At 74.8% G+C, this 23731-nt stretch carries 23 protein-coding genes; 14 read left to right on the plus strand and 9 right to left on the minus strand.

Annotated features, from left to right (window positions below; genetic code table 11):
- Positions 1-14 precede the first annotated feature (14 nt).
- Entirely contained in the window at positions 15-614 is a 600-nt protein-coding gene (locus V6V16_RS17745) for a bacterial proteasome activator family protein (RefSeq protein ID WP_334563428.1), read from the minus strand.
- A gap of 90 nt (positions 615-704) precedes the next feature.
- Here V6V16_RS17745 and V6V16_RS17750 point away from each other — a divergent pair, with 90 nt between their 5' ends.
- Both V6V16_RS17750 and V6V16_RS17755 read left to right on the plus strand, forming a co-directional pair.
- On the plus strand, positions 705-1502 hold the full coding sequence (locus tag V6V16_RS17750) for an alpha/beta hydrolase family protein (RefSeq protein ID WP_334563429.1): 798 nt from the start codon (positions 705-707) through the stop codon (positions 1500-1502).
- 79 nt (positions 1503-1581) lie between these two features.
- Positions 1582-2778, plus strand: a complete 1197-nt coding sequence (locus tag V6V16_RS17755) for an ABC transporter substrate-binding protein (RefSeq protein ID WP_334563431.1) — start codon at positions 1582-1584, stop codon at positions 2776-2778.
- Between the two features lie 55 nt (positions 2779-2833).
- Here V6V16_RS17755 and ddaH read toward each other — a convergent pair whose 3' ends face one another.
- Positions 2834-3667 carry a dimethylargininase gene (ddaH, locus tag V6V16_RS17760; RefSeq protein WP_334563432.1) on the minus strand — a complete coding sequence of 278 codons (834 nt, stop codon included), beginning with the start codon at positions 3665-3667 and terminating at the stop codon, positions 2834-2836.
- Between the two features lie 59 nt (positions 3668-3726).
- On the opposite strand from ddaH, the gene V6V16_RS17765 reads away from it, so the two are divergent.
- Positions 3727-4185, plus strand: coding sequence for an Lrp/AsnC family transcriptional regulator (locus tag V6V16_RS17765; protein ID WP_334563434.1), 459 nt, complete (start codon positions 3727-3729; stop codon positions 4183-4185).
- An 88-nt stretch (positions 4186-4273) separates the two neighbouring features.
- A complete protein-coding gene (locus tag V6V16_RS17770) occupies positions 4274-6163 on the plus strand; it encodes a beta-propeller domain-containing protein (RefSeq protein WP_334563436.1) in 1890 nt (629 codons plus the stop codon).
- An 89-nt stretch (positions 6164-6252) separates the two neighbouring features.
- On the opposite strand, the gene V6V16_RS17775 is transcribed toward V6V16_RS17770, so the two are convergent.
- From V6V16_RS17775 to mobA, 3 genes are all read right to left on the minus strand, one after another.
- Positions 6253-7359, minus strand: a complete 1107-nt coding sequence (locus V6V16_RS17775) for a T3SS (YopN, CesT) and YbjN peptide-binding chaperone 1 (RefSeq protein WP_334563438.1) — start codon at positions 7357-7359, stop codon at positions 6253-6255.
- Between the two features lie 79 nt (positions 7360-7438).
- On the minus strand, positions 7439-7705 hold the full coding sequence (locus V6V16_RS17780) for a DUF6457 domain-containing protein (RefSeq protein ID WP_334563440.1): 267 nt from the start codon (positions 7703-7705) through the stop codon (positions 7439-7441).
- Positions 7702-8286, minus strand: coding sequence for a molybdenum cofactor guanylyltransferase (gene mobA, locus V6V16_RS17785; RefSeq protein ID WP_334563442.1), 585 nt, complete (start codon positions 8284-8286; stop codon positions 7702-7704). Before mobA ends, V6V16_RS17780 begins: the two co-directional genes overlap by 4 nt.
- A gap of 140 nt (positions 8287-8426) precedes the next feature.
- Between mobA and fdhD the strand changes: the two genes are divergently transcribed.
- On the plus strand, positions 8427-9305 hold the full coding sequence (gene fdhD, locus V6V16_RS17790) for a formate dehydrogenase accessory sulfurtransferase FdhD (protein ID WP_334563444.1): 879 nt from the start codon (positions 8427-8429) through the stop codon (positions 9303-9305).
- Between the two features lie 78 nt (positions 9306-9383).
- The gene (locus V6V16_RS17795) at positions 9384-9791 is read left to right on the plus strand and encodes a hypothetical protein (RefSeq protein ID WP_334563446.1); all 408 of its coding nucleotides are present in this window, start codon (positions 9384-9386) and stop codon (positions 9789-9791) included.
- A 54-nt stretch (positions 9792-9845) separates the two neighbouring features.
- Here V6V16_RS17795 and V6V16_RS17800 read toward each other — a convergent pair whose 3' ends face one another.
- Together V6V16_RS17800 and V6V16_RS17805 are read right to left on the minus strand one after the other, a co-directional pair.
- Positions 9846-10547, minus strand: coding sequence for a GAP family protein (locus tag V6V16_RS17800; RefSeq protein ID WP_334563448.1), 702 nt, complete (start codon positions 10545-10547; stop codon positions 9846-9848).
- 343 nt (positions 10548-10890) lie between these two features.
- A complete protein-coding gene (locus V6V16_RS17805; RefSeq protein WP_334563449.1) occupies positions 10891-11928 on the minus strand; it encodes a DUF4192 domain-containing protein in 1038 nt (345 codons plus the stop codon).
- Positions 11929-12090: 162 nt separating this feature from the next.
- Here V6V16_RS17805 and V6V16_RS17810 point away from each other — a divergent pair, with 162 nt between their 5' ends.
- The 5 genes from V6V16_RS17810 (at position 12091) to V6V16_RS17830 (ending at position 18886) form a co-directional block, all read left to right on the plus strand.
- Positions 12091-13008, plus strand: a complete 918-nt coding sequence (locus V6V16_RS17810; protein ID WP_334563451.1) for a fructosamine kinase family protein — start codon at positions 12091-12093, stop codon at positions 13006-13008.
- Positions 13009-13011: 3 nt separating this feature from the next.
- A complete protein-coding gene (gene moaA / locus V6V16_RS17815) occupies positions 13012-14025 on the plus strand; it encodes a GTP 3',8-cyclase MoaA (protein WP_334563452.1) in 1014 nt (337 codons plus the stop codon).
- 14 nt (positions 14026-14039) lie between these two features.
- Positions 14040-14333 (plus strand): MoaD/ThiS family protein, encoded by a 294-nt coding sequence (locus V6V16_RS17820; RefSeq protein ID WP_334563453.1) that lies wholly within the window; start codon positions 14040-14042, stop codon positions 14331-14333.
- A 13-nt stretch (positions 14334-14346) separates the two neighbouring features.
- Complete coding sequence (locus V6V16_RS17825; protein ID WP_334563454.1) at positions 14347-15591, plus strand: metallophosphoesterase; 1245 nt, start codon at positions 14347-14349, stop codon at positions 15589-15591.
- 100 nt (positions 15592-15691) lie between these two features.
- Positions 15692-18886, plus strand: coding sequence for a UvrD-helicase domain-containing protein (locus V6V16_RS17830; RefSeq protein ID WP_334563457.1), 3195 nt, complete (start codon positions 15692-15694; stop codon positions 18884-18886).
- Positions 18887-18907: 21 nt separating this feature from the next.
- On the opposite strand, the gene V6V16_RS17835 is transcribed toward V6V16_RS17830, so the two are convergent.
- Together V6V16_RS17835 and V6V16_RS17840 are read right to left on the minus strand one after the other, a co-directional pair.
- Complete coding sequence (locus tag V6V16_RS17835) at positions 18908-19552, minus strand: prepilin peptidase (RefSeq protein ID WP_334563459.1); 645 nt, start codon at positions 19550-19552, stop codon at positions 18908-18910.
- Between the two features lie 10 nt (positions 19553-19562).
- On the minus strand, positions 19563-20591 hold the full coding sequence (locus V6V16_RS17840) for an EamA family transporter (RefSeq protein ID WP_334563461.1): 1029 nt from the start codon (positions 20589-20591) through the stop codon (positions 19563-19565).
- Between the two features lie 80 nt (positions 20592-20671).
- Between V6V16_RS17840 and V6V16_RS17845 the strand changes: the two genes are divergently transcribed.
- The 3 genes from V6V16_RS17845 (at position 20672) to V6V16_RS17855 (ending at position 23729) form a co-directional block, all read left to right on the plus strand.
- The gene (locus tag V6V16_RS17845; RefSeq protein ID WP_442934103.1) at positions 20672-21346 is read left to right on the plus strand and encodes an LppU/SCO3897 family protein; all 675 of its coding nucleotides are present in this window, start codon (positions 20672-20674) and stop codon (positions 21344-21346) included.
- Between the two features lie 572 nt (positions 21347-21918).
- Complete coding sequence (locus V6V16_RS17850) at positions 21919-22350, plus strand: PT domain-containing protein (RefSeq protein WP_334563507.1); 432 nt, start codon at positions 21919-21921, stop codon at positions 22348-22350.
- A 137-nt stretch (positions 22351-22487) separates the two neighbouring features.
- Positions 22488-23729 (plus strand): ATP-binding protein, encoded by a 1242-nt coding sequence (locus V6V16_RS17855; RefSeq protein WP_334563463.1) that lies wholly within the window; start codon positions 22488-22490, stop codon positions 23727-23729.
- The last annotated feature ends 2 nt before the right edge of the window (positions 23730-23731 follow it).

Raw genomic sequence — 23731 nt, forward strand, 5'->3', positions numbered from 1 at the left:
GGCCGGCCGCGCGGTCACAGGTACTGGCCGGTGCTGTGTCCCTCGCCGCCCTGCGGCGGCTGACCCATTCCCGGGATGCCCGGCAGGATGCCCCCGCCGGGCCCGCTGGGCAGCGCCTGCCGGCCGGAGCGCATCTGCTCGAGCTGCACCCGGGCGGCCATCTGCTGGGCGACCAGGGCCGCCTGGATGCCGTGGAAGAGCCCCTCCAGCCAGCCGACGAGCTGGGCGTGCGCGATGCGCAGCTCGCCCTCGCTGGGCGCCTTCTCCTCGGTGAAGGGCAGTGAGATCCGCTCCAGCTCGTCCCGCAGCTCGGGGGCGAGCCCCTCCTTCAGCTCGACGATCGACCGCTCGTGGATCTCCCGCATCCGGTGCCGGCTGGCGTCGTCGAGCGGGGCGGCCTTGACCTCCTCCAGCAGCTGTTTGATCATGCTGCCGATCCGCATCACCTTGGCCGGCTGCTCGACCAGTCGGGTGGGGTCCTCGCCGTGGGCCTCGTCGGTCTGCACGGTGCCGACGGGCCGCCCGTCCGGGCCCACCACCACCACCGTTCCGGAGTGACCGGTGCCATCCTGGCCCGGCTCGTCGTTCTGTCCAGTGGAGTGCGTCTCGGTCATGGGGTCAATCTTTACCCAGCCGCGAACGCCCATGCGCCCGGGGACCGATCCTCCACTCGGATCCGGGGTGATCCGCGCTACGGTCGCGCCATGTCCGCCGATCCCCGCGACGTGCTCAGCCGTCCCGCTCCGCCCCCCGACCGCACGGTCTCCTACGGCGACCACCCGGACCAGGTGGCCGACCTGCGCCTCCCCGCCGGTTCGGGACCGGCCCGGCGGCTGGTCGTGGTGGTGCACGGCGGCTTCTGGCGGGCCGAGTACGACCGGCGGCACACCGACCCGCTGGCCGCCGCGCTGGCCGGGCTCGGGCATCCGGTGGCCCAGCTGGAGTACCGCCGGACGGGGCAGCCGGGCGGCGGCTGGCCGGCGACGCCGGCGGACGTGCTGACCGGCGTGGCGGAACTGCCCCGGCTGGCGACCGAGGCGCTGCCCGGCCGGGTCGCCGCGGGCGCGCCGCTGCTGGTGGGGCACTCGGCGGGGGGACACCTGGCGTTGTACGCGGCCGCGGCCGCCCCGGCGGCCGTCGGCGGCGTGCTGGCCCTGGCCCCGGTGTCGGACCTGGCGGAGGCGTACCGGCTGGACCTGGACGAGGGGGCGGTGGCCGCGCTGCTGGGCGGCGGACCCACGGCGGTCCCCGAGGCGTACGCCGCCGCCGATCCACGCTTATTGGTGCCCACTCAAACACGCACAGTAGTCATTCACGGTGCGTTGGACCGGCAGGTGCCGGTGGCGATGAGCCGCGACTTCGTCGCTGCCGATCGCGCCGCAGGGGGCGACACCCGCCTCGTTGAGCTGCCGGAATGCGAGCATTTTGGGCTCATCGATCCGGAGTCGGCGGCCTGGCCACACATCACGGCTGCTTTTCGATCATTGCTTGAAGATCGCTAAGCATTGACGCAGCGTCGCCGACCGGGTAGAACGCCGAGGGGGCGTGATCCGCCCTGCAACGCTCCCCGGAAGGAACTCGGTGTCGCAGATGAACCGCAGGCGGGCACTCCAACTGCTGGCCGCGCTCGGTACGGCCGGGCTGGCCGCCGGTTGCGGCACCGAGGACGCCGACGGCGAGGCCGCCGGCACCGGGAGCCCGATCAAGATCGGCCTGGTGGCGCCCACCAGCGGCGGCCTCAAGGCGATCGGTGACGAGATCACCAACGGCTTCCAGCTCTTCCTCGATCTCAACGAGAACATGCTCGGCGGGCACCCGACCACTCTGGTCACCGCCGACGAGGGCGAGAGCGTCAAGACCGGCAGGGCCGCCGTCGAGGGGCTGCTGAAGCAGGGGGTGCTCGCCCTCACCGGCGTGGTCGACGCGAACGTCATGTCCGCCATCCGCGACACGGTCGAGAAGGCCCGGGTGCCGCTCATCGGCTCCAACGCCTCGCCGTCCAGCCTCCAGAGCGTCGTCTACATCTGGCGGACGTCGTACGTGCTGGACGAGGCGGGCCGCGCGCTGGGCCGCTACCTGCGGGAGCAGCTGGAGCCGTCGGGGCGGCTGGCGATCATCGCGCCGGACAGCGTCGGCGCCCAGGACGTGGTGCGGGGCTTCCGGCAGGAGTTCGGCGAGTCCGACCCGCGGATCAGGGACGCGGTGACCTCCACGGGCGTCTTCACCAACCCCTCCAAGTCCGCCTACCGGGCCGACATCCGCAGCGCGCTGGACCGGAACCCGACGGCGGTGTTCTGCTTCTTCTCCGGGCCGGCGGCGGTCGAGTTCATCAAGCAGTTGCGCGCCGAGGGATTCACCGGCAAGGTCTACGCGCCCGGCTTCCTCACCGAGGGCCGGGTGCTGGAGAGCGTCAAGACCGAGGAGGCGCTGGGCATCCAGACCGCCCTCAACTACTCGGCCGACCTCAACAACACGGCCAACCGCCGCTTCGCCTCCGCGTACCGGAAGAAGCACGGCACCTCGCCGACCACCTACGCGATGGCCTCGTACGACGCCGCGCAGGTGCTCAACCAGGCGATCCGGATCGCCGGGGGCTCGCCCAGCCCGCAGCAGGTCAACCTGGCCCTCGGCAAGATCGGCCAGATCGACAGCCCGCGCGGGGTGTGGCAGTTCAACCAGCCGCGCACCCCGCAGCAGAAGTGGTACCTGCGCGAGGTCCAGCTCGACGGCCAGGTGCTGTCGAACGTCCTGGTGACCGAGCTGGCCACGCTCGGCTGAGCACCGGCAGGACACGGCGGGCCGGCCTCCCGAGCGGGAGGCCGGCCCGCTCTGTTCAGTGGCGCAGCTCGGCGATGCAGCACTTCACGCTGCCGCCGCCCTTCTTCAGCTCGGCGAGTTCGACCGGGACGGGGTGGTAGCCGGCCGCCTTCAGCTTCCCGGCCAACCGCGTCGCCTCGCTGTTCAGCACGACGTTGAGCCCGTCGCTGACCAGGTTCAGGCCGAAGGCGAGGGCGTCCTCGTCGTCGGCGACGACGGCCTCGGGGAAGAGCTGGGCGAGCACCCGCTGGCTGGCCGCGGAGAAGGCGCCCGGGTAGTAGACGACGTTCCCGTCGTCGATCGAGGCGAGCGCCACGTCCAGGTGGTAGAAGCGCGGGTCGACCAGGCGCAGCGACACCACCGGCCGGCCCAGCGCCTCCTGCGCCTCGGCGTGCGCGGGCAGCTCGGTGCGGAAGCCGTGCCCGGCGAGGACCAGCCCGCCGTGCGCCTCCGGCAGGTACGCGAAGTCGCCCTCGCCCTCGTTGGTCTCGCTCGGCGCGATGAACCGCCAGCCCCGCGACTCGTAGAACGCCCGGTGCGCGGCGGCCTCGGCGGCCCGCTGCTCGTGCTTGAAGCGGGCGCCGTAGGCCGTGCCGTCGATGACGAACGCGCCGTTCGCCGCGTAGACCATGTCGGGCAGGCCCCGCTCGGGAGTCAGCAGGTGCACCTCGTGACCGAGGCCGACGAGTGTCTCCCGCAGCTGGTCCCACTGCTTGACCGCAAGGGCGGGGTCGACCGGGGTGGCCACGTCCATCCACGGATTGATCGCGTACTCGACCGCGAAGTGCTCGGGCGAGCACATGAGATATGTCCGCTTTCGCGGGACCCGCTGCTGGTTCACGGTGACCAAGAGTAGGTACCGTGGAAGTTTGGTAACAGCCACAACCGTTGCTTCCCAGAGGCGGAACGTTGCAGATTGATGCCGTAGACCAGCGGATCATTGCGCTCCTCGTCGCGGATGCCCGCGCCTCGTACGCCGACATCGGGCAGCGGGTGTCGCTTTCCGCTCCGGCGGTCAAGCGGCGGGTGGACCGGCTGCGGGCGGCCGGCGTCATCCGGGGCTTCACGGCCGTCGTCGACCCGGCCGCCGTGGGGTGGACCACAGAGGCGTTCGTCGAGCTGTTCTGCGCCGGGCGCACCACCCCGGTACAGATCGGGGTGGCCACCCGGCGACACCCGGAGGTGGTCGGCGCGTACACCGTCTCGGGCGAGGCCGACGCGCTCGTGCACCTGCGGGCCGCCGACATCGCGCACCTGGAGGCGGCGCTGGAGCGGCTGCGGGCCGAGCCCTTCGTGACCTCGACCCGGAGCACCATCGTGCTCTCCCGCCTGGTCGAGTCACCGGGCGTCGGGCCGGCGCCCCGCTGACCGACCGGACCGGCCGGCGGGGCGGGAACGGCGCGAAGGGCGGAGCCGGGGACGGAACCGGGCGTCGGCCGGGCGCGTCGAACCGGCCATGACACGGGGAGCCCACATCGCCGCGGTCGGCACGCTGGCCGCGCTCACCCTGCTCGGCGGCAGCGCGCTGCGGACGGCGGCACCCGACCGGCCGGACCTGTCCGACCCCGCCACCCCGCCCCTGCTGGTCTCCTACCAATCCTGCGCCGACGCGCTGGCCGGGCTCCGCGCCGCCGCCAGCAGCTCCGTCGGCGCGTACGGCTTCGGTGAAGGCTGGCGCACGGGGCTCGACCTCGGCGCCGTACCCGGGGACGCCTCCTCCGCGCGGATGCCCGCCCAGCCCGCCGGCGCCGCCCCGGAGCACTCCACCACCAACGTGCACGAGCCCGGCGCCGACGAGCCGGACCTGGTGAAGACCGACGGGCGTCGGATCGTGACCGTCACCGGCGACACGCTGCGGGTGGTGGACCCGGCCAGCCGACGCGAGACCGGGCGCCTCGACCTCGCCCGGGAGCTGTCGGAGCCGACGCCGGCGGGGCTGTCGACCCTGCTGCTGCACGGCGACCGGGCGCTGGTGCTGTCCCAGGCGGGCACGGGCGGCCGGAAGCCCGCCGGCCGCAGCGCGGCGGTCGGCCACGTGCCGCGTCTCGTCCTGGTCGACCTGGCGGGCCCGCCCCGGGTGCTCGGCACCTACCGGATGGACGGCAGCCTCGTCGACGCCCGGCAGACCGGGTCCACCGCGCGGGTGGTGCTCCGCACCCGGCCCCGGCTGGTCTTCCCGCACGACGAGCGGGGCACCGTGGGCACGCGGACCGCCGCGAACCGGGCGGTGATCGCCAGGGCCGGGGTGGAGGCGTGGCTGCCGGCGTACGAGTGGACCGCCGGGTCGCAACGGCACGTCGGCCGGGTCGGCTGCGACCGGCTGAGCCGGCCGCCGGTCTGGTCCGGGACGTCGATGCTGACCGTGCTGAGCTTCGACCTGGCCGCCGACCGGCTCGGCGACGGCGACCCGGTCAGCGTCGCCGCCGACGCCACCACCGTCTACGGCACCGGGAGCAGCCTCTACCTCGCCGGGGAGCGGCCGGCGACGGGGCGGCCCGGCTCGCCTCGCGGGGACCGCTGGCGGCCGGGCGCCCAGGTCACCGAGATCCACCGGTTCGACACCGGCTCGTCCGGCCGACCCCGCTACGTGGCCGCCGGCACGGTGCCCGGCACCCTCGTCAACCAGTACGCGCTCTCGGAGTGGCAGGGGCACCTGCGGGTCGCCACCACGATCGGCGACGCCTGGGCCAGCCCTCGCTCGACGTCACGTTCCGCCGTGTACGTGCTGCGCCCCGACGGCAGGAGGCTCGTCCGGGCCGGCCACGTCGACGGCCTCGGGCCCGGCGAGCGGATCTACTCGGTGCGCTTCCTCGGCGGCTCCGCGTACGTGGTCACGTTCCGGCAGACCGACCCGCTGTACGCGCTCGACCTGACCGTCCCGACCGCGCCCCGGGTCACCGGCGAGCTGAAGATCACCGGCTACTCGGCGTACCTGCACCCGCTGCCGGACGGCCGGCTGCTCGGCGTGGGTCAGGAGGCCGACCGGCAGGGACGGACTCGGGGGCTCCAGGTCTCCCTCTTCGACGTACGCGACCCGGCCCGCCCGCTCCGGCTCGACCAGTGGCACCTGCCCCGGACGTACTCCGCGCTGGAGTACGACACGCACGCCTTCCTGCACCACCCGGAGACCGGCCTGGTCGCGCTGCCGGTAGACGACGACGTACGCCTGCTCCGGGTCTCCGGCACCGACATCGGCGAGGTCGGCACGGTGTCCCACACCGGCCGGGCGGCCCCGGTCCTCCGGTCGTTGCTGGTCGGTGACGTGCTCTGGACCGTCTCCGAGGCCGGCCTGCGGGCCACCGACCCCAGCACGGCGCGGAGCCTCGACTGGCTCCCGGTGACCTGATCCTCCCTCCCCGGCGGGTGGGGCCCGGTTTCTCGGGGTTTCCGGGCTCCACCCGCCCCCACCACGGCGGCGGGGGCGGGGGCGGCGGGTCAGAGGTACATGCCGGTGCGGTGTTCGTCCTGGTCGCGCCTGACCGGCTTGTCCCCCTCGCCGAAGAACCGCTTCCCGCCGAACTCGCCGTGCAGGCGGTCGTCGAGCTCGTCCGCGAGCCCGGTCATCACCTGTACCGCGAGCATGAGGTGGGTGGCCTGGAAGTTGCGGCCGAAGACCGGGATGGACGCCCAGACGGTGTCGTCGGCGCAGTAGAGCCGCCCGATCGGCATCCGGTTGGTCAGCTCGGAGAGCTTCACGTAGAGCCGCTCGGTCGGCTCGACCTCGGTCAGCACCGGGGAGAAGACGTCCACCAGCGGCGGGTTGTCGCGGACCCGGACGAAGACCATCGCCGAGCCGGCGCGGATGTTGATGTCGCCGTCGGAGTCGACCTGCAACCGGTCCGGCTCCGACTTCAGCATGGTCGAGACGACCGTGCGGACCTGCTCGGCGAGCGCCGCCACGTCGCTCCCCGGCGCCTGGGCGGCGGCCGCCGCCGCGAGCGCCTCGTCCAGGTCGGCCTCGACGTTGCGGTCCGGGCCGAACTCGCTGCGCGCGGTGCCCAGCGGCTCCACCGGCAGCGGCTCGCCCTCGGCGTCGTGGATCAGGTAGACGAGGAAGGCGGGGTGCGGGGCGCCGTAGACGTCGCGCAGCGTCCGGGTGAGCAGGGCCGCGAGGCGGGTCGCCTCGCTGGTGGCGCCGTCCAGCCCGAAGTGCTCGCCGGAGCCCTCCACCACGCCGGGCGGCGACCAGCCGAGCGCGATCATGTCCGCCACCGCGGCCCGGTCCAGCCGGTAGCCCTGGGGCAGGGTGGCGTTGCCGACCGCGCGGGCGGCCAGCCTGCCGTCCGCGCCGACGTCGACGCTGATCGAGTAGACCGCGTCGCCGGTGCCGGAGGCGGTCGGGTCGAGCGTCAGCTCGACGTGCGTGCCCGTGGGCAGCGCCGCCAGCCGCCCGGCCAGCGCCCGCGCGAACTCCCGCCAGGCCTGGGTGACCTTGGCCCGCAGGTCGGCCGTGCTGGGCTCGTCGAGCAGGATCGGCTCGTGGTGCGCCGGCAGGGTGCCGGGCGCGTCGCCGCTCGGCGCCGAGGGGTGGTCTGCGGTCATGATCGCCTCCGTCCGTCAAGGTCACCCTACCCACGGAACCGGGGGGACGAATCGGCCCGACCGTGATCGGACAGCCGGGTCAGGCGGGTGTTCCGCCCGGGCGTCCGGCGCCGGGTTCGACCGGCCAGGAGGCGGCCAGCGCGCTGAGCCGGGCCGCGGCGCCGGCCGGGTCCGCCCCCCGCCCGACCGCCAACCCGAGGAGGTACGCGGTGACCGGCGCGCCCGGCCGCAGCACCTGGTGCGCCACGTCCTTGGCCAGGTCGAGCACGACCGGCACCGACACCTCGGCCGGATCGAGAGCCAACTCGGCGCAGGCCGCCGTCACCCAGTCGTCCATCACCGTCATCGCGTCCACTCCTCCGCCCGGCGTACGTCCTCGTCAGTGTCGCAGTCGAACCACGGCGGCGGCCCGTCGCCGGACCACGCCACCTCGCGCACCCGCAGCCCACCCAGCAGGGCCCGGATCGGCGCCCCCGCCAGCGGCACCACGAGGCGGTCCAGGGCCGCCCGCAGCGGGGCCGGCCGCCACACGCCGCAGAGGGTCTGCCGCCGCCCGTCGTCGTCCACGTAGCAGGCGCCGTCGTGGCCGGCGTCGAGGTGGCCGAGCAGCTCCCCGACCGCCGCGCGGGTGAGCAGGGGCAGGTCGGCGGCGAGCAGCGCGACCACCGGCGTACCGGGGTCGATCAGGGCCAGCCCGGCCGCCGCGGCGGCGACGGGGCCGCCGCCCGGCGGCTCCTCCCGGGTCACCCGGACCCCGGCGGGCACCGGTCCCGGCGGGCCGACCAGGACACGCGGCGTGGCGTCCGCGACGGCGGCCAGCACCCGGTCCCGCATGGGCCGGCCGCCTACCGTCCGGGCGGGCTTGTCCACGCCCCCCATCCGCCGGGCCGCCCCGCCCGCCAGCACCACCGCCGCGTACGCGTCCATCCGGCCACGGTATCCGCGCTCCGCCTCGGGAGGCGAGGCGGAGCGAGGCCGGGCGGCATCGACGGGCGAGGTGGAGCGACGGGCGGTGACGTGCCGTCGTCCCGGAGCGCGGCGGGGCTGCGGGGGTGCAGGATGGCGGGATGGGACGGGCGACTGACCGGCGCGGCGTGCTCCGCGTCGACCTCGACGCGGCGGCCACCGGCCGCATCTCGGTACGCCGGCAGGACAGCCTGGCCGTGGAGGAGCCGCTCGAGATCCGGGTCGGCGCCGCCGGCCCCGGCCGGCGACGGCCGCTCGCCGTGACGATGCGTACGCCCGGCGACGACCTCGACCTGGCGATCGGATTCCTGCTGACCGAGGGCCTGATCCGCTACGCCGACGACGTGCGCACCGCCCAGCTCTGCGCCGGCACGGAGACGCCCAACACCTACAACGTGGTGGACGTGGTGCTGTCGCCCGGCGTGCCCGAGCCGGCCACCGATCCGGCCCGGAACTTCTACACCACCAGCTCCTGCGGGGTGTGCGGCAAGGCGAGCATCGACGCGGTGCGCACCCGATCGGTCTTCGCGGTGGCCGACGACCCGCTGGCCGTGCCGGCGGCGGTCCTGACCGCGCTGCCGGACCGGCTGCGCGCGGCGCAGCGCGGGTTCGACCGCACCGGCGGGTTGCACGCGGCGGGCCTCTTCACCGCCGGCGGCGAGCTGGTGGTGCTGCGTGAGGACGTCGGCCGGCACAACGCCGTCGACAAGGTGATCGGCTGGGCGGTCCGCGAGCGGCGGCTGCCGCTGGCCGGGCACGTCCTGCTGGTCTCCGGGCGGGCCAGCTTCGAGCTGACCCAGAAGGCGTGGATGGCGGGGGTGCCGCTGCTCGCGGCGGTCTCGGCGCCGAGCTCCCTGGCCGTGGAGCTGGCCGAGGAGGCCGGGCTGACGCTGGTGGGCTTCCTACGTGGCAACGCGATGAACGTGTATGCCCGTCCCGAGCGGGTCGTCGTCACCGGACAGCCGCGGAATCCTGTGTGATCGGACGATCACCGAAGGTGCCGAACCGGCCTATGGTTGGCGCGCACCAGAGTGCCCTTCGGACAGAGGAGAACCATCGTGCGCCGCATCAGGACCGCCATCGCACTGCTCGGCATGCCACTGTTCGTCCTGCTGGGCTCGACGCCGGCGAGCGCGGCGGCCAGCATCGACGTCACGTCCGGGACCCTGGTCGTCCGGGGCGTCGCCGTGGATCTCACCATCTCGGTGGCGTGCCCGGCCGGCAGGTCCGGCTCGTTCGAGCTGGTGCTCAGGCAGCGGTCCGGCAACAGGATCGCGTACGGGTCCGGCTGGGCGCCCGTCGGGTGCACGGGTGCTCCGCAGGAGGTGACGGGCCGGGTGTGGGCGGCGACCGAGGGCGCCGTCTTCCGTAGCGGCGAGGCGCTGGTCACGGGCAGCACCGAGCTGTGCGGCCAGGACACCTGCGAGTACGGCCAGATCGACGACACGGTCCGCGTCACCCACTGAGCCGTGTCGGGCGGCCCTGCCGGCCGCCGTCCCGGTGGTGGTGTTCAAGCGGGACTAGCCCCAGCCGAACAGCCCCAGCCGGAACGCGGCGTCCCGGGCGAGCAGGAAGCCCGCGATGCCGAGGATCCAGCCGAGCATGCTGCCGGAGGCTCGCATGATCCAGGCGTTGAGCCGGGCCAGCACCGGCTCGACCAGCCTCGGCAGGGCCACCCGGGCCACCAGCAGCAGCACCGCCGGCAGGACCATGACCAGGCAGTAGCCGGCGAGCAATCCCACCATCTGCGCCGCACCGAGCCCCGAGGTGGTCAGCAGGCCGACCGCGCCGAGGTACGGCAGCATCGTCGCCACCTCCGCGAGGGCGGCGAGCAGCGCCAGCCCCACCAGCCACCGCGCGGACGAGTCGCCGGCGGTGGCCCGGTCCCGCCAGCGCAGCACGCCGCCGCTGCGCGGACGCCGCTTGCTGTCGTAGCGGAAGCTGAGCGCGAACAGCCCGACCCCGAGGACGAGCTGCGCCCAGAGCACCGGCCGATTGTCCATCGCACCGCCGAGGACGTCGGCCAGCCGGCTGCCGCCGAGGGCGAGCAGCAGCCCGACGCCGAAGTAGAAGACGGCGATGGTGCCCAGGTAGACGAGGATCCGGCGGGCGTTGACCGGCCCGGGTGCGAGCAGCAGCCAGACCGGGATGAAGAGCGTGCCGATGCTGGTGCTGTCGACCAGGGCCAGGCCCGCGAGCGACAGCAGCAGCCCGACGCTCATGCGGGTCTTCCGGTGGGTGAGGGCACGAAACCATTCTGTGCCGAACTCGATCCCGTCGGCTCGCCCCGCGGAACGATCAACCACTACATCTTTCGACGGAGACCGCGCCCGGTGAGGCGGTGGCGGTCGCCCGAGCCGGTCGTGGGGCGAACGGATCGCGCGGCGCTGTCGAGCTGAGTCGTCTGTGACATCAGGCGGGTGCGTCTGGTTCGCTGCGGCAGCAGACGGCGGTGAATCGTCTGCGACATCAGCTCGACAGGCTCACGCCTGGGGATCCTCCGTCGGCCGGCGATCTGGTGGTCGACCTCCTCGCACCGGCAGCCCGGCGGCGTGGCCGCGCCGGTCAGCGTTCGCGCCGCCTACGCCTGCGGCGTAGCACGTCGGGCGTGCCCACCGCCGGCCAGCCGTCCAGGTCCGAGGGGGGCACGCCCCGGCGGAGCAGGTCGTCGAGGAGCAGCGCCAGCGAGTGGCCGGGATGCTCGGCGAGGGCGCGTTCCAGGGCCACCGCCGCCAGCGCCCCCTGCCCGGCCCGCCAGGCCGCGAACGCCAGCAGCGCGGCCGGCGCGGCGGTCAGCTCCGGCTCGGCCCTTCGCAGCACGTCGGTCCAGAGCGCGATGTCCGCGTCACGCCCGTCGGTGCGCGCCCAGGCGTGGTCGCGGACCGGCTCGTCGGTGAGCAGCACGCTCAGCCACGCCACCTCGTCGTCGGTGAGCGGCTGCTCCCGCCGGTGCCGGCGGAACGCGGTCCGTACGGCCGTCGCCCCGGCCGAGCGGACCGAACGTTCGCCGCGCGGGTCCGCCGCCGGTGCCTGGCCGCGCAGTTCCGCCAGCCGCCGCTCGGCACGGGCGGTGGCCGCGCGTACGGCCGAGCGGGCCGGACCCGTCACCGGGGCGACCTGCGCGACGAGGGCGGCCCGGTCGGGCAGGGCCACCTGGCCGGCGAAGACGGCCGCCACGCTGACCTCGCTGGCGCCGACGTCGTAGGGGGTGCCGTCGGGCGGGCAGCACTCCGGCTCGGTGCAGACGTACGACCAGTAGCGGCCCTCCGTCACGCGCAGGGCGTCGAGCACGGAGAGCCCGGCGGCGGTCAGCTCGGCCCGCACGGCGTCGACCGCCGGGGTGACCAGCGTCGCCGGGCCGTAGCCCAGCACCGTGGCGGTCTCGGCGTGCTGGCGGGCGACGACTCCGGCGAGATGGCCGGCGAGGTCGCACCGGTCGGCGAGGTCGGGCAGGTCGGCGCGGGCGGCGAAGGTGATCCGGCGACCCCGCATCGCCACCACCACGACGCTGTCGGCGGGATGGAAGCCGAGCAGGAAGGGCACGGCGGCGATCAGGTCGGCGGGGGAGCGGACGGCGAGCCGGGGGCGGTCGGTCGAGGCCATGACCGGCAGCCTGCGGCGCGGGGCGGGCCGTCGACCGCCCCTGTGGACGACACGCGGTTTGTCCACAGACACGGAGAGTATCGTCGCAGCTCGGGCCCGTTTTCGACCCGACATGAATCATGTCGGCGGGACCGGGTGCCGCCGGAGGGCTACCTTGCCGTCATGGATCTGGCGTACCTGCGGGCGCACCCCGAGCATCTGCCGACCTTCCTGACCCATCAGCGGATCCGGGAGACGCCGGTCGCCGGTGGGGACATCTGCGCCGCGTCCCGGCTGACGCTCGACGACGGGCACTCGATCTTCGCCAAGACCTGGCCCGGGGACGCCGCGGGACCGGTGCCCGAGGGCTTCTTCGCCGCCGAGGCGGCCGGGCTGCGCTGGCTCCGCGAGGGCGGTGCGGTCGCCGTACCGGAGGTGGTCGTGGCGCTCCCCGGGATGCTGGCGCTCGACTGGGTGGAACCGGGCGAACCGACGCCCGGGGCGGCCGAGCGGTTCGGTCGCGAGCTGGCGGCGCTGCACCGGGCCGGCGCGCCGTCCTTCGGGGCCGACTGGGCCGGTTTCGTCGGGGCGTTGCCACAGGACAACCGGCCGGACGACGGCCCCTGGTCGCGCTGGTTCGCCGAGCGTCGGCTCCTCCCCCACCTGCGCCGCTCGGTGGACGGCAGCGGGCTCACCGACGTCGAGGCCGCGCTGGTGGAGGAGGTCGTCGCGCGGATCGACGAGTTCGGCGGCGACGAGCCCCCCGCCCGAACCCACGGTGACCTCTGGCCGGGCAACGTGCTCTGGGGCGCCGACGACCGGGTGTGGCTGGTGGACCCGGCCGCGCACGGCGGGCACCGGGAGACAGACCTGGCGCAGCTCGCGCTCTTCGGCGGCGCGCCGCACCTGGACCGGATAATCGCCGCCTACGCGGAGACGTGGCCGCTGGCCGACGGCTGGCGGGAGCGGATCCCGCTGCACCAGCTCCACCTGATGCTGGTGCACACCGCCCTCTTCGGCGCGGCGTACCGGGAGGCCGTCGCCCGGACCGCCCGCGCAGTTCTGAAGAAACCTGGCGAGGCCGGGGCACGCTACCGTTGACCGGTGAACGCCGCCCCGCCGATCGAAGGCGTCCTCGCCGACCGGTACGGCCGCGTCGCCCGGGACCTACGCGTGTCTCTGACCGACAAGTGCAACCTGCGCTGCACCTACTGCATGCCCGCCGAGGGGTTGCCCTGGCTGGCGGGCCCGCAGCTGCTCTCCGACGACGAGATCGTCCGGCTGGTCGGGGTCGCGGTACGCCAGCTCGGCGTGACCGAGGTGCGCTTCACCGGCGGGGAGCCGCTGATCCGGCCCGGCCTCGTCGGGATCGTGGCCGCCGTGGCCGCGCTGGAGCCGCGCCCCCGGATCTCGCTGACCACCAACGGCATCGGGCTGGACCGGCTCGCGCCCGCGCTGCGCGCCGCCGGCCTGGACCGGGTCAACGTCTCGCTGGACACCCTGCACCCGGAGCGGTTCACTCTGCTGACCCGGCGACCGCGCCTCGCCGACGTGCTGGCCGGACTGGCCGGGGCGGCCGCCGCCGGGCTGACCCCAGTGAAGATCAACTCGGTACTGATGCGCGGCGTCAACGACGGCGAGTCGCCCGAGCTGCTCCGCTTCGCCCTCGCGCACGGCTACGAGCTGCGGTTCATCGAGCAGATGCCGCTGGACGCCCAGCACGGCTGGGACCGCGCCACCATGGTCACCGCCGACGAGATCCTGGCCCGGCTGGGCGCGGAGTTCCAGCTGACCCCCGACCCGGCGGAGCGCGGCGCGGCGCCGGCCGAGACCTGGCTGGTCGACGGCGGTCCCGCCCGGGTCGGCGTGATAGCCAGCGTCAGCCGGCCCTTCTGCGGCGACTGCGACCGCACCCGGCTGACCGCCGACGGGCAGGTCCGCGCCTGCCTCTTCGCCACCGAGGAGTCCGACCTGCGCGGCGCGCTGCGGGCCGGGGCTGACGACGACGAGCTGGCCCGGCGCTGGCGGGCGGCGATGTGGGGTAAACGGGCCGGGCACGGCATCGACGACCCGGCCTTCCTCCAGCCCGCCCGGCCGATGTCGGCGATCGGAGGTTGACCATGGCGGAACCGATGCCCCCGACGTCTGCCGGAGCGTCGGCCCCCGCGACCGCCGCCGAGTTGCCGCTGACCGTGCGCTACTTCGCCGGGGCGCGGGCCGCCGCCGGCCGGGCAGAGGAGACCGCATCCGCCGGCCGCTGTCTGGACGAAGTCGTGGTGGAGCTGACCCGCCGGCACGGTGAGCGGCTCGCCGTCGTGCTCAAGGCGGCGAGTTTCCTGGTCGACGGTCTGACCTGTCATGATCGGAAGGCGCCCCTACCGGCCGGGGCGACGATCGACGTCCTGCCGCCCTTCGCGGGAGGCTGAGGGAGGCGCACACATGTTGGCGGCACTGGCGTTCGTCGCCACCATGGCCCTGGTCACCGGCCTGATCCACCTCTACCTCTGGAAGCGCCTGGTGCGGGACACCACCGCGCCGGGCCGCTGGCGGCGGATCGGCGGGATCACCGCCCTCGTGCTCGCGCTGCTCGTACCGGCGACCATGGCGGGCACGCGGGCCGGCCTCTACTGGCTCGCCTGGCCGGGTTACCTCTGGCTCGCCGTCATGTTCTACCTGCTGGTCCTGCTCGTGGCGCTGGAAGTGCCGATGGCGGTGACGAAGCTGGTGCTGCGCCGCCGGGTAGCCGCCGCGGAGCCCGCCGCCGCCGCGCCGGAGCCCGCCATGGTCGGCGCCACCGGCACCGCCGACCCGCCGGCCGCCGACGCCGTCGCGCAGTCCGACCACGACCCGACCCGTCGGCTGCTCCTCGCGCGCGGGACGGCGATCTTCGCCGGGCTCACCGCGACCGGCCTCACCGGGTACGGCATCCGCACCGCCCTCGGCCCGCCGCGGCTCGACCGGGTGCAGATCCCGCTCGCCAAGCTCCCCCGCGGCATGGACGGCCTGCGGATCGCCACCGTCTCCGACATCCACCTCGGTCCGCTGCGCGGGCGGGCGCACACCGAGCGGATCGTCGCGGCGATCAACCGGCTGGACGCCGACCTCGTCGCGGTCGTCGGCGACCTGGTGGACGGCTCGGTCGCCGAACTGGGCGAGGCGGCCGAGCCGCTGCGCGGCCTGCGCTCCCGGCACGGCAGCTACTTCGTCACCGGCAACCACGAGTACTACTCCGGAGTCGAGGAGTGGGTCCAGGAACTGGACCGGCTCGGGCTGCGGGTGATGCAGAACGAGCGGACGGAGATCCAGGCCCGGGGCGGCGTGCTCGACCTGGCCGGGGTCAACGACGTCACCGCCGCCGGCAGCGGGCTGGCCGCCCCGGCGAACTACGCGGCGGCGCTCGGCGACCGCGACCCGAGCCGCCCGGTGGTGCTCCTCGCCCACCAGCCGGTCGCCGCGGTGGAGGCGGCGAAGTTCGGCGTCGACCTCCAGCTCTCCGGGCACACCCACGGCGGCCAGATGGTCCCCTTCAACCTGCTGGTGAAGCTCCAGCAGCCGGTGGTCTCCGGCCTCGGCGAGGTGGACGGCACCAAGGTCTACGTCACCAACGGCGCCGGTTTCTGGGGCCCACCGGTACGCGTCGGCGCCGAACCGCAGATCACCCTGGTGGAACTCCGCTCCCGTTGACCCATAGCGCCCGGCGGCGGCGTTGTCCAGCACCGGATGCTCAGGTCACGGGTGTGCGTGGCGACGGGTGGGTAAGGGGGCCGGCGTGACAGGATGCGGCGTGCCTCCGTTCAGCCCCGCACCCTCCGGCGGCCCTGCGCCGTTCGTCGCGGATCTGCACATCCACTCGAAGTACTCGCGCGCGTGCAGCCGCGACCTCACCCTGCCGAACCTCGGCTGGTGGGCCCGCCGCAAGGGCATCGGGGTGCTAGGCACCGGCGACTTCACCCACCCCGCCTGGTACGACCACCTGCGCGAGACGCTGCACCCGGCCGAGCCCGGCCTGCACCGGCTGAGCCCGGAGGCGGAGCGGGACATCGCCCGCCGGCTGCCGCCCCGGCTGGCGAGCGAGGCGGAGGCGGACCCGGTCCGGTTCATGCTCAGCGTGGAGATCTCCACGATCTACAAGCGGGACGACCGCACCCGCAAGGTGCACCACCTGATCTACCTGCCCGACCTGGACGCGGTGGCCCGCTTCAACGCCGCGCTCGGGCGGATCGGCAACCTCGGCTCGGACGGCCGGCCGATCCTCGGCCTGGACTCCCGGGACCTGCTGGAGATCACCCTGGACGCCAGCGCCGACGGTTACCTGGTGCCGGCGCACATCTGGACCCCCTGGTTCTCCGCGCTGGGCTCCAAGTCGGGCTTCGACGCGATCGCCGACTGCTACGCCGACCTCGCCGAGCACATCTTCGCGGTGGAGACCGGCCTCTCCTCCGACCCGGAGATGAACTGGCGGGTCGGCAGCCTGGACGGCTACCGGCTGGTGTCCAACTCGGACGCCCACTCGCCCCCGGCGCTGGCCCGGGAGGCCACCGTCTTCGCCACCGGGCGGGACTACTTCGCCATCCGGGACGCGCTGCGTACCGGCGACGGGCTCGCCGGGACCATCGAGTTCTTCCCCGAGGAGGGCAAGTACCACGCCGACGGGCACCGGCTCTGCGGGATCAACTGGTCGCCGGAGCAGACCCGGGCCGCCGGCGGACGCTGCCCGGAGTGCGGCAAGCCGCTGACCGTGGGCGTGCTCAGCCGGATCGAGGAGCTGGCCGACCGCGCCGCCGGCCACCGGCCCGCGTACGCCCGCGACGTCACCCACCTGGTGCCGCTGGCCGAGATCCTCGGTGAGATCAACAAGGTGGGTGCCCGGTCCAAGAAGGTCGAGGGGAAGCTCCACGAGCTGATCGCCGCGCTCGGCCCGGAGCTGGAGATCCTCACCACCACCCCGCTGGACGAGATCGACCGGGTCGGCGGGGAACTGCTCGCCGAGGGGATCGGCCGGCTGCGCCGGGGCGACGTGCGCCGGGTCCCCGGATACGACGGCGAGTACGGCGTCATCACCCTCTTCGACCCGGCCGAGCTGGGCGGCGACGCCGGCGGGGCCCAGGAGACGCTCTTCGACGTACCGGTGCCGGCGCAGCGCACCCCGGCGGAGCCGGCGCCGAAGCCGCGGGCCAGGCGCCCGGCGGCGGCCAAGGCCGAGCCGAAGCGCAAGGCCGCGCCGGCCGCGCCGCCGCCCCCGATCGCGCCGACGCCCTCGCCGCACGAACCGTTCGAGCCGATGCTCGCCGGGATGGAGGAGGTCGGCACCGGCCTGCTGGACCGCCTGGACGCCATGCAGCGGGTGGCCGCCTCCGCGCCGGGCGGTCCGCTGCTCATCGTCGCCGGCCCGGGCACCGGCAAGACCCGGACGCTGACCCACCGGATCGCCTACCTCTGCGCGGAGCTGAACGTCTTCCCGGAGCAGTGCCTGGCGATCACGTTCACCCGGCGGGCCGCCGAGGAGCTGCGGCACCGCCTCGACGGCCTGCTCGGGCCGGTCGCCGAGGACGTCACCGTCGGCACCTTCCACTCGCTGGGCCTGACCATCCTCCGGGAGAACGCCGACGCCGCCGGCCTGCCGGCGGACTTCCGGATCGCCGACGACGCCCAGCGGGCGGAGGCCCGCGCCGAGGCGGGCGACGACGAGGCCGGCTACGCGGCGCTGCTGCGCAAGCAGGACCTGGTGGACCTGGACGAGCTGCTGACCCTGCCCGTCGCGCTGCTGAGGGCCGACAGGAAGCTGGTGCGGCACTACCGGGAGCGCTGGCGCTGGATCTTCGTCGACGAGTACCAGGACGTCGACGAGGTGCAGTACGAGCTGCTGCGCCTGCTCAGCCCCGCCGACGGCAACCTCTGCGCCATCGGCGACCCGGACCAGGCCATCTACTCCTTCCGGGGCGCCGACGTCGGCTACTTCCTGCGCTTCTCGGAGGACTTCACCGACGCCCGGCTCGTCCGGCTGAACCGCAACTACCGCTCCTCCGCCCCGATCCTGGCCGCCGCCGTGCAGGCCATCGCGCCGTCGTCGCTGGTGCGCGGCCGACGGCTCGACCCGGCCCGGCTCGACCCGGAGGCCCCGCTGGTGGGTCGCTACCCGGCGGCCTCCGTCTCCGACGAGGCCGACTTCGTCGTACGCACCATCGACGAGCTGGTCGGCGGGCTCTCCCACCGGTCGCTGGACTCGGGGCGGATCGACGGCCGGTCGACCTCGCTCTCCTTCTCCGACGTCGCCGTGCTCTACCGCACCGACGCGCAGGCCGCACCGATCGTGGACGCGCTGGCCCGGGCGAACATCCCGGTGCAGAAGCGCTCGCACGACCGGCTGCGGGACCGGCCCGGCGTGGCCGCCATCGCGCGGGAGTTGCGGCACGCCGACGGGCTCGACGGCTCGCTGGCGGCGCGGGTCCGGCTGGCCGGGCAGGTGCTGGCGGAGCGCTTCGCCGTACCCACCCTGGACGGCGCCACCGCGGTCCGCCCGGAGGACGTCCGCTCGGCCGTCGACCTGCTCACCCCGCTGGCCCGGCGCTGCGGCGACGACCTGCCGCTGTTCCTGTCCCAGCTCGCCACGGGGGCGGAGGTGGACGCGCTCGACCCGCGGGCCGAGGCGGTCACCCTGCTCACCCTGCACGCCGCCAAGGGGCTGGAGTTCCCGGTGGTCTTCCTGGTCGGGGCCGAGGACGGGCTGCTCCCGCTGCGCTGGCCCGGCAGCACCCCCGACGACGACGCGGTCGCCGAGGAGCGGCGGCTCTTCTTCGTCGGGCTGACCCGGGCCCAGGACCGGCTGTACGTGACCCACGCCGCCCGCCGCAGCCGGCACGGCACGGAACGCGAGTGCGCCCCGTCGCCGTTCCTCGACGCCATCGACCCGGGCCTCTTCGAGCGCTTCGGCGAGGCAGTGCCCCGCCGCCCCCGCGACCGCCAGCTCCGCCTGATCTGACTCCGATCCCGCCAGCGCGCGTCAGGGCAGCAGGGCGGCCAGCCAGGCGCCGACGAGCAGGGCCGGGCCCAGCGGGAGCGGGGTGTCGCGGCGCACCCTGCCGGCGACCAGCAGGACGAGCACGAGCACCCCGTGGAGCAGGTGCGGCAGGAGCAGCCCGAGCGCCAGGGTCGACCCGCCGAGCCAGCCGAGCGGCAGCCCCAGGACGGCGGCGAGCTTCACGTCGCCGAAGCCCAGCCGGGAGCCCGGCAGCAGTGCCAGCAGCACGTGACCGGCGAAGCCGAGCGCGGCCCCGGCCGCCGCGTCGAGCAGCCGACCGGGGGTGCCGGCCGCCAGCGCCGCACCGCCCAGCCCCGCGACGGCCAGCAGCCCCGCGGCGCCCACCAGCGGATCGGGCAGCCGCAGGCAGGCCAGGTCGACCAGGGCGAGCACCAGCCCGACGGCCGCCAGCGCGAGGAGGACCGGCAGGACGGGATCGGCTCCCAGCGCCACCGCGAGGCCGCCGAAGACGACCGCGCCGGCGAGGGCGCCCAGGCCGGCGGGGGACCCGGTCCCCGCGACCCGGTCGACGGCCGGCGGGCGGGCGTAGCGGCGGGCGATCCGGGGCGCGGCCAGGCCGGCCAGGGCGCCGAGCGGCAGCACGCACGCCAGCAGCCCGGTCGACACGGGCCGGACGCTACCGGCGCGACGGCTCCGCTGCGGTACCCCGGGCGGGACGTCGGGGTCGCTCGGTGCTCACCACCAGGGCCACGCCCGCGACGATCACCGCGCCGCCGAGCAGCACCTGCGCGGTGACCGACTCGGCGGCGAACAACACCCCGAGCGCCACCGCGACCACCGGGTTGACGTAGGCGTACGTGGAGACAAGCGAGATGGGCGCGTGGTGCAGCAGCCAGACGTACGCGGTGAAGGCGACCAGGGAGCCGGCAACCATCAGGTACGCGAGCGCCAGCCACGACCGGGTGGTCACCGTGCCCGGGTCGAAGCCGCGCAGTTCGCCACGGCCCACCGCGAGGACGGCGAGTGCCGCCGCCCCGGCCAGCATCTCGTAGACGGTGGCGACGAACGGGTCGGCGGGCATCCGGATCCGTCCGGAGAGAAACGAGCCGACCGACCAGCAGGTGGCGGCCACCACCACGGTCAGCGCCCCGACGAGCGGTACGTCGTCCGCCCCACCCGTCGGCAGCACCAGCAGCACCAGGCCGACGAAGCCCAGGGTCACCCCCGCCAGCGTCCAGGACCGGGGACGGTCGCCCGTGAACGTACGCAGGAGCACCACCAGCAGCGGGACGGTCGCCACCAGCAACGCGGCGATCCCGGAGGGCACCGCCACCCCCTCTGGGCCGGACTCGGCGAGCACCACCAGCCCGTTGCCGCAGGCCAACAGGAGCACCCCGACCAGCGCGGCGGAGCCGAGCTGCCTCCGGTCGACGCGCAGGGCGCCCGGACCGCGCCGCAGCCGCAGCACGATCGCGAGCACCAGGCCGGCGGCGGCGAACCGGGTGGCCGCCGAGCCGAGCGGCGGCATGGACTCCACGACGATCCGGATGCCCAGATAGGTGGAGCCCCAGAGGACGTAGACCAGCAGCAGGGCGGTCCAGACCAGGGCCGGCGTGGCGGCACCCGCGCGCCCGGTGCCGAGGGCCGGCGCGCCGGGCGTACCGGCGTCGGCGGAGGGTGACGCACTCGGTGGAGGTGGGCTCATCGGTGGACACGCTACGGTGGCGTGGGCGTCGGTGTCCCTCGTTGGTGGCCGGCCTCTCACCACTCACGCGGGAGGCGTGCATGGCGGACTACGGACCAGCGGGCGGCGGGCACCCGGGACCGTGGCACGGGCGGCATCCCGACGAGCCGTACGACCCGCGCGCGGGTTCCACCGGGCGGGGCGCCTGGGAGGAGCCCCCACCGCCGGCGCACCACGGACCGCCGTACGCCTCCTGGGCCGACGGCACCGCCTCCCCGTACGCGGACGGTCCCGCTCCGACGCCCGGACGCCGGCGCGGTCGGGGGCCGGTCGTCGCGGTGCTGGCCACCGTGGCGGTGCTGCTCCTCGTCGGTGCGGCGGCGGTGTTCCACCTGCTCGGCCAGGACGAGGGGACGCCGGTCGCTACGCCGAGCGGTTCGTCGTCGCCGACGGCCGGGACGGGCACGCCGGGCGCACCGGCGAGCGCGGCGGCGCCGGCACCGAGCGCACCCGCGCCGGAGTCCTCCGCCGACCCGCGCTTCGTCCGGGCCGGCCAGTGCGTCCGCAACGTCGGCCCGGTGGACGGCAAGCCCAAGCTGCTGATCAGCGCCTGCGCCCCGCAGACCTACGAGGTGCTGCGCCGCATCGACGAGGCGACCAGCGGCGAGAAGGACGCCGCCGCTAAGTGCGCCGGGGTGGACGGATACACCAACTGGTACTTCTTCGACAGCGAGCTGGACACCCTCGACTTCGTGCTCTGCCTTAAGCAGCGCTGAGCCACCGCACCCCTGGGGAAGAGATGACGACCTACGGATCACCCGGACAGCCCGACGACCCCCACCGGCGCCCGCCGGGCACCCCGCCGCCCATCGACCCCACGCTGCCGGAGTGGGGGCAGCCGCAGTCGGCCGGCTCGGAACCGCCGGCCGCCCCGCAGTGGGGCCAGCCGCAGTGGGGCCAGCCGCAGCCGGAACAGCCGCAGTGGGGCCAACCTCAGCCCGGCCAGCCGCAGTGGGGGCAGCCCGGGGGCGAGCCGGCCGCTGCGCACTGGGGCCAGCCGGACCCGGCCGCCGAGCCGCCGATGTGGAACCAGCCCGGGCCGTCCTCGGGGTCGGGCTATCCGCCCCCCAGCTCCGGGTCGGGCTATCCGCCGCCGCCCAGCTCCGGCGCCGGCTATCCGCCGCCGGGGGAGCAGGGGGGCTACCCGCCCGCCGGGCCGTACCCACCGGCCGGGCCGGCACCCGCGTCGGCGCCCGGCAACCAGTGGGGCGCCCCGCCGCCGGCCCCCGGCGGCTACGGAATGCCGCCCGGCGCGCCGCCGGCCAGCCGGAGCGGCGGCAGGGTGGCCCTGATCATCGGCCTGGTGGCGGTGCTCCTGCTCTGCCCGTGCCTCGGCTTCGCGGGCTGGGCGTTCTGGCAGGCCGGTGACGACGACCCGGTCGCGGCCCCCACCACGAGCGCTTCCGCCGGCCCGACGGGCCCGCCCACGAGCGAGCCGACGGCCGAGCCCAGCGCGGCGCCGACCTCGGCCAGGCCGAGCCCCACCAGGAGCCGCGAGGAGTTCGCCAAGGGCGACTGCGTGGTCAACGACGGCACGGCCAGCGACGCCGACCTGCGGAAGGTGCCCTGCGGCCCGAACACGTACGAGGTGCTGCTGCGGATCCCCGGCACCACGGACGGCGACCGCTGCGAGTCGCGGGCACCGGGCGCGACCGCCAACTACGTGCACAACAACTCGCTGGACTTCCTGGACTACGTGCTCTGCCTCAAGAAGCGCTGATTGCCAAAACTAGGGCTGTCTAGCGTCCATGCTAGACAGCCCTAGTTTTGTGTCGACGCGCTCCCGGCCCGACACGCCGGTTGCCCCGTCTACGGATGTCTAGTCGCGCGGCTAGACGGGCCGATACTGTGCGATGCGTGGATCCGGTCCGCAACCCGTACGCGCCGGGCGCCGGCCAGCGCCCGCCCGAGCTCGCCGGCCGGGGGCGCGAGCTGGACGTCTTCGACGTCGTGCTGGAGCGCATCGCGCGGGGCCGGCCGGAACGCAGCCTGATGCTCACCGGCCTGCGTGGGGTCGGCAAGACCGTGCTGCTGAACACCCTCCGGTCCCAGGCGATCAACCACCTCTGGGGCAGCGGGAAGATCGAGGCCCGGCCCGACCAGTCGCTGCGCCGCCCGGTCGCCGCCGCGCTGCACATGGCCGTCCGGGAGCTGGCGCCCCGGCACCGCGCGCCCGACCGGATCGACGCCTTCCTCGGCGTGCTCAAGGCGTTCGCCCAGCGGACCGCGCCGACCGGCCGCGGCACCACCGCCCCGAAGCTGCGCGACCGGTGGCAGCCCGGCATCGACGTGCCCGCCGCCAGCGGCCGCGCCGACTCCGGCGACATCGAGATCGACCTGGTCGAGCTGCTCACCGACGCCGCCGCGGTGGCCGCCGACGTCGGCACCGGCATCGCGATCTTCATCGACGAGATGCAGGACCTCGGCCCGGAGGACGTCTCCGCGCTCTGCGCCGCCTGCCACGAGCTGTCCCAGCTCGGCGCGCCGCTGATCGTGGTCGGCGCCGGGCTGCCGCACCTGCCGGCCGTGCTCAGCGCGGCCAAGTCGTACTCCGAACGGCTCTTCCGCTACCAGCGCATCGACCGGCTCGACCGGATCGCCGCCGACCAGGCGCTCTGCGCGCCGGCCGAGCGCGAGGAGGTGGAGTACGAACAGAAGGCGCTCGACCTGCTCTACGAGAAGTCCGGTGGCTATCCCTACTTCGTGCAGGCGTACGGCAAGGCGACCTGGGACCACGCGCCCCGCTCGCCGATCAGCGCCGCCGACGTACGGGTCGCCGCCCCGGAGGCCGAGGCCGAGCTGGCGGTCGGCTTCTTCGGTTCCCGGTTCGAGCGGGCCACCCCGGCGGAACGCGAGTACATGCGGGCCATGGCCACGCTCTCCCTGGTGGAGGGGGAGGTCGACGGCGGGGGCCGCGACGACATGGACGCCGCCGTGCCGACGGCGGAGATCGCCCGTGCCCTGGGCCGCAAGCCGGCCAGCCTCTCCCCGGCCCGGGACGCGCTGATCAAGAAGGGCCTCATCTACTCGGGCGAGCGCGGCACGGTGGCGTTCACCGTCCCGCACTTCGGCCGCTACCTGCGCACCCAACCGGCCTGACC

The sequence above is a fragment of the Micromonospora sp. CPCC 205561 genome (assembly GCF_036906775.1).
In the GTDB taxonomy this organism is placed as follows: Bacteria; Actinomycetota; Actinomycetes; order Mycobacteriales; family Micromonosporaceae; genus Micromonospora.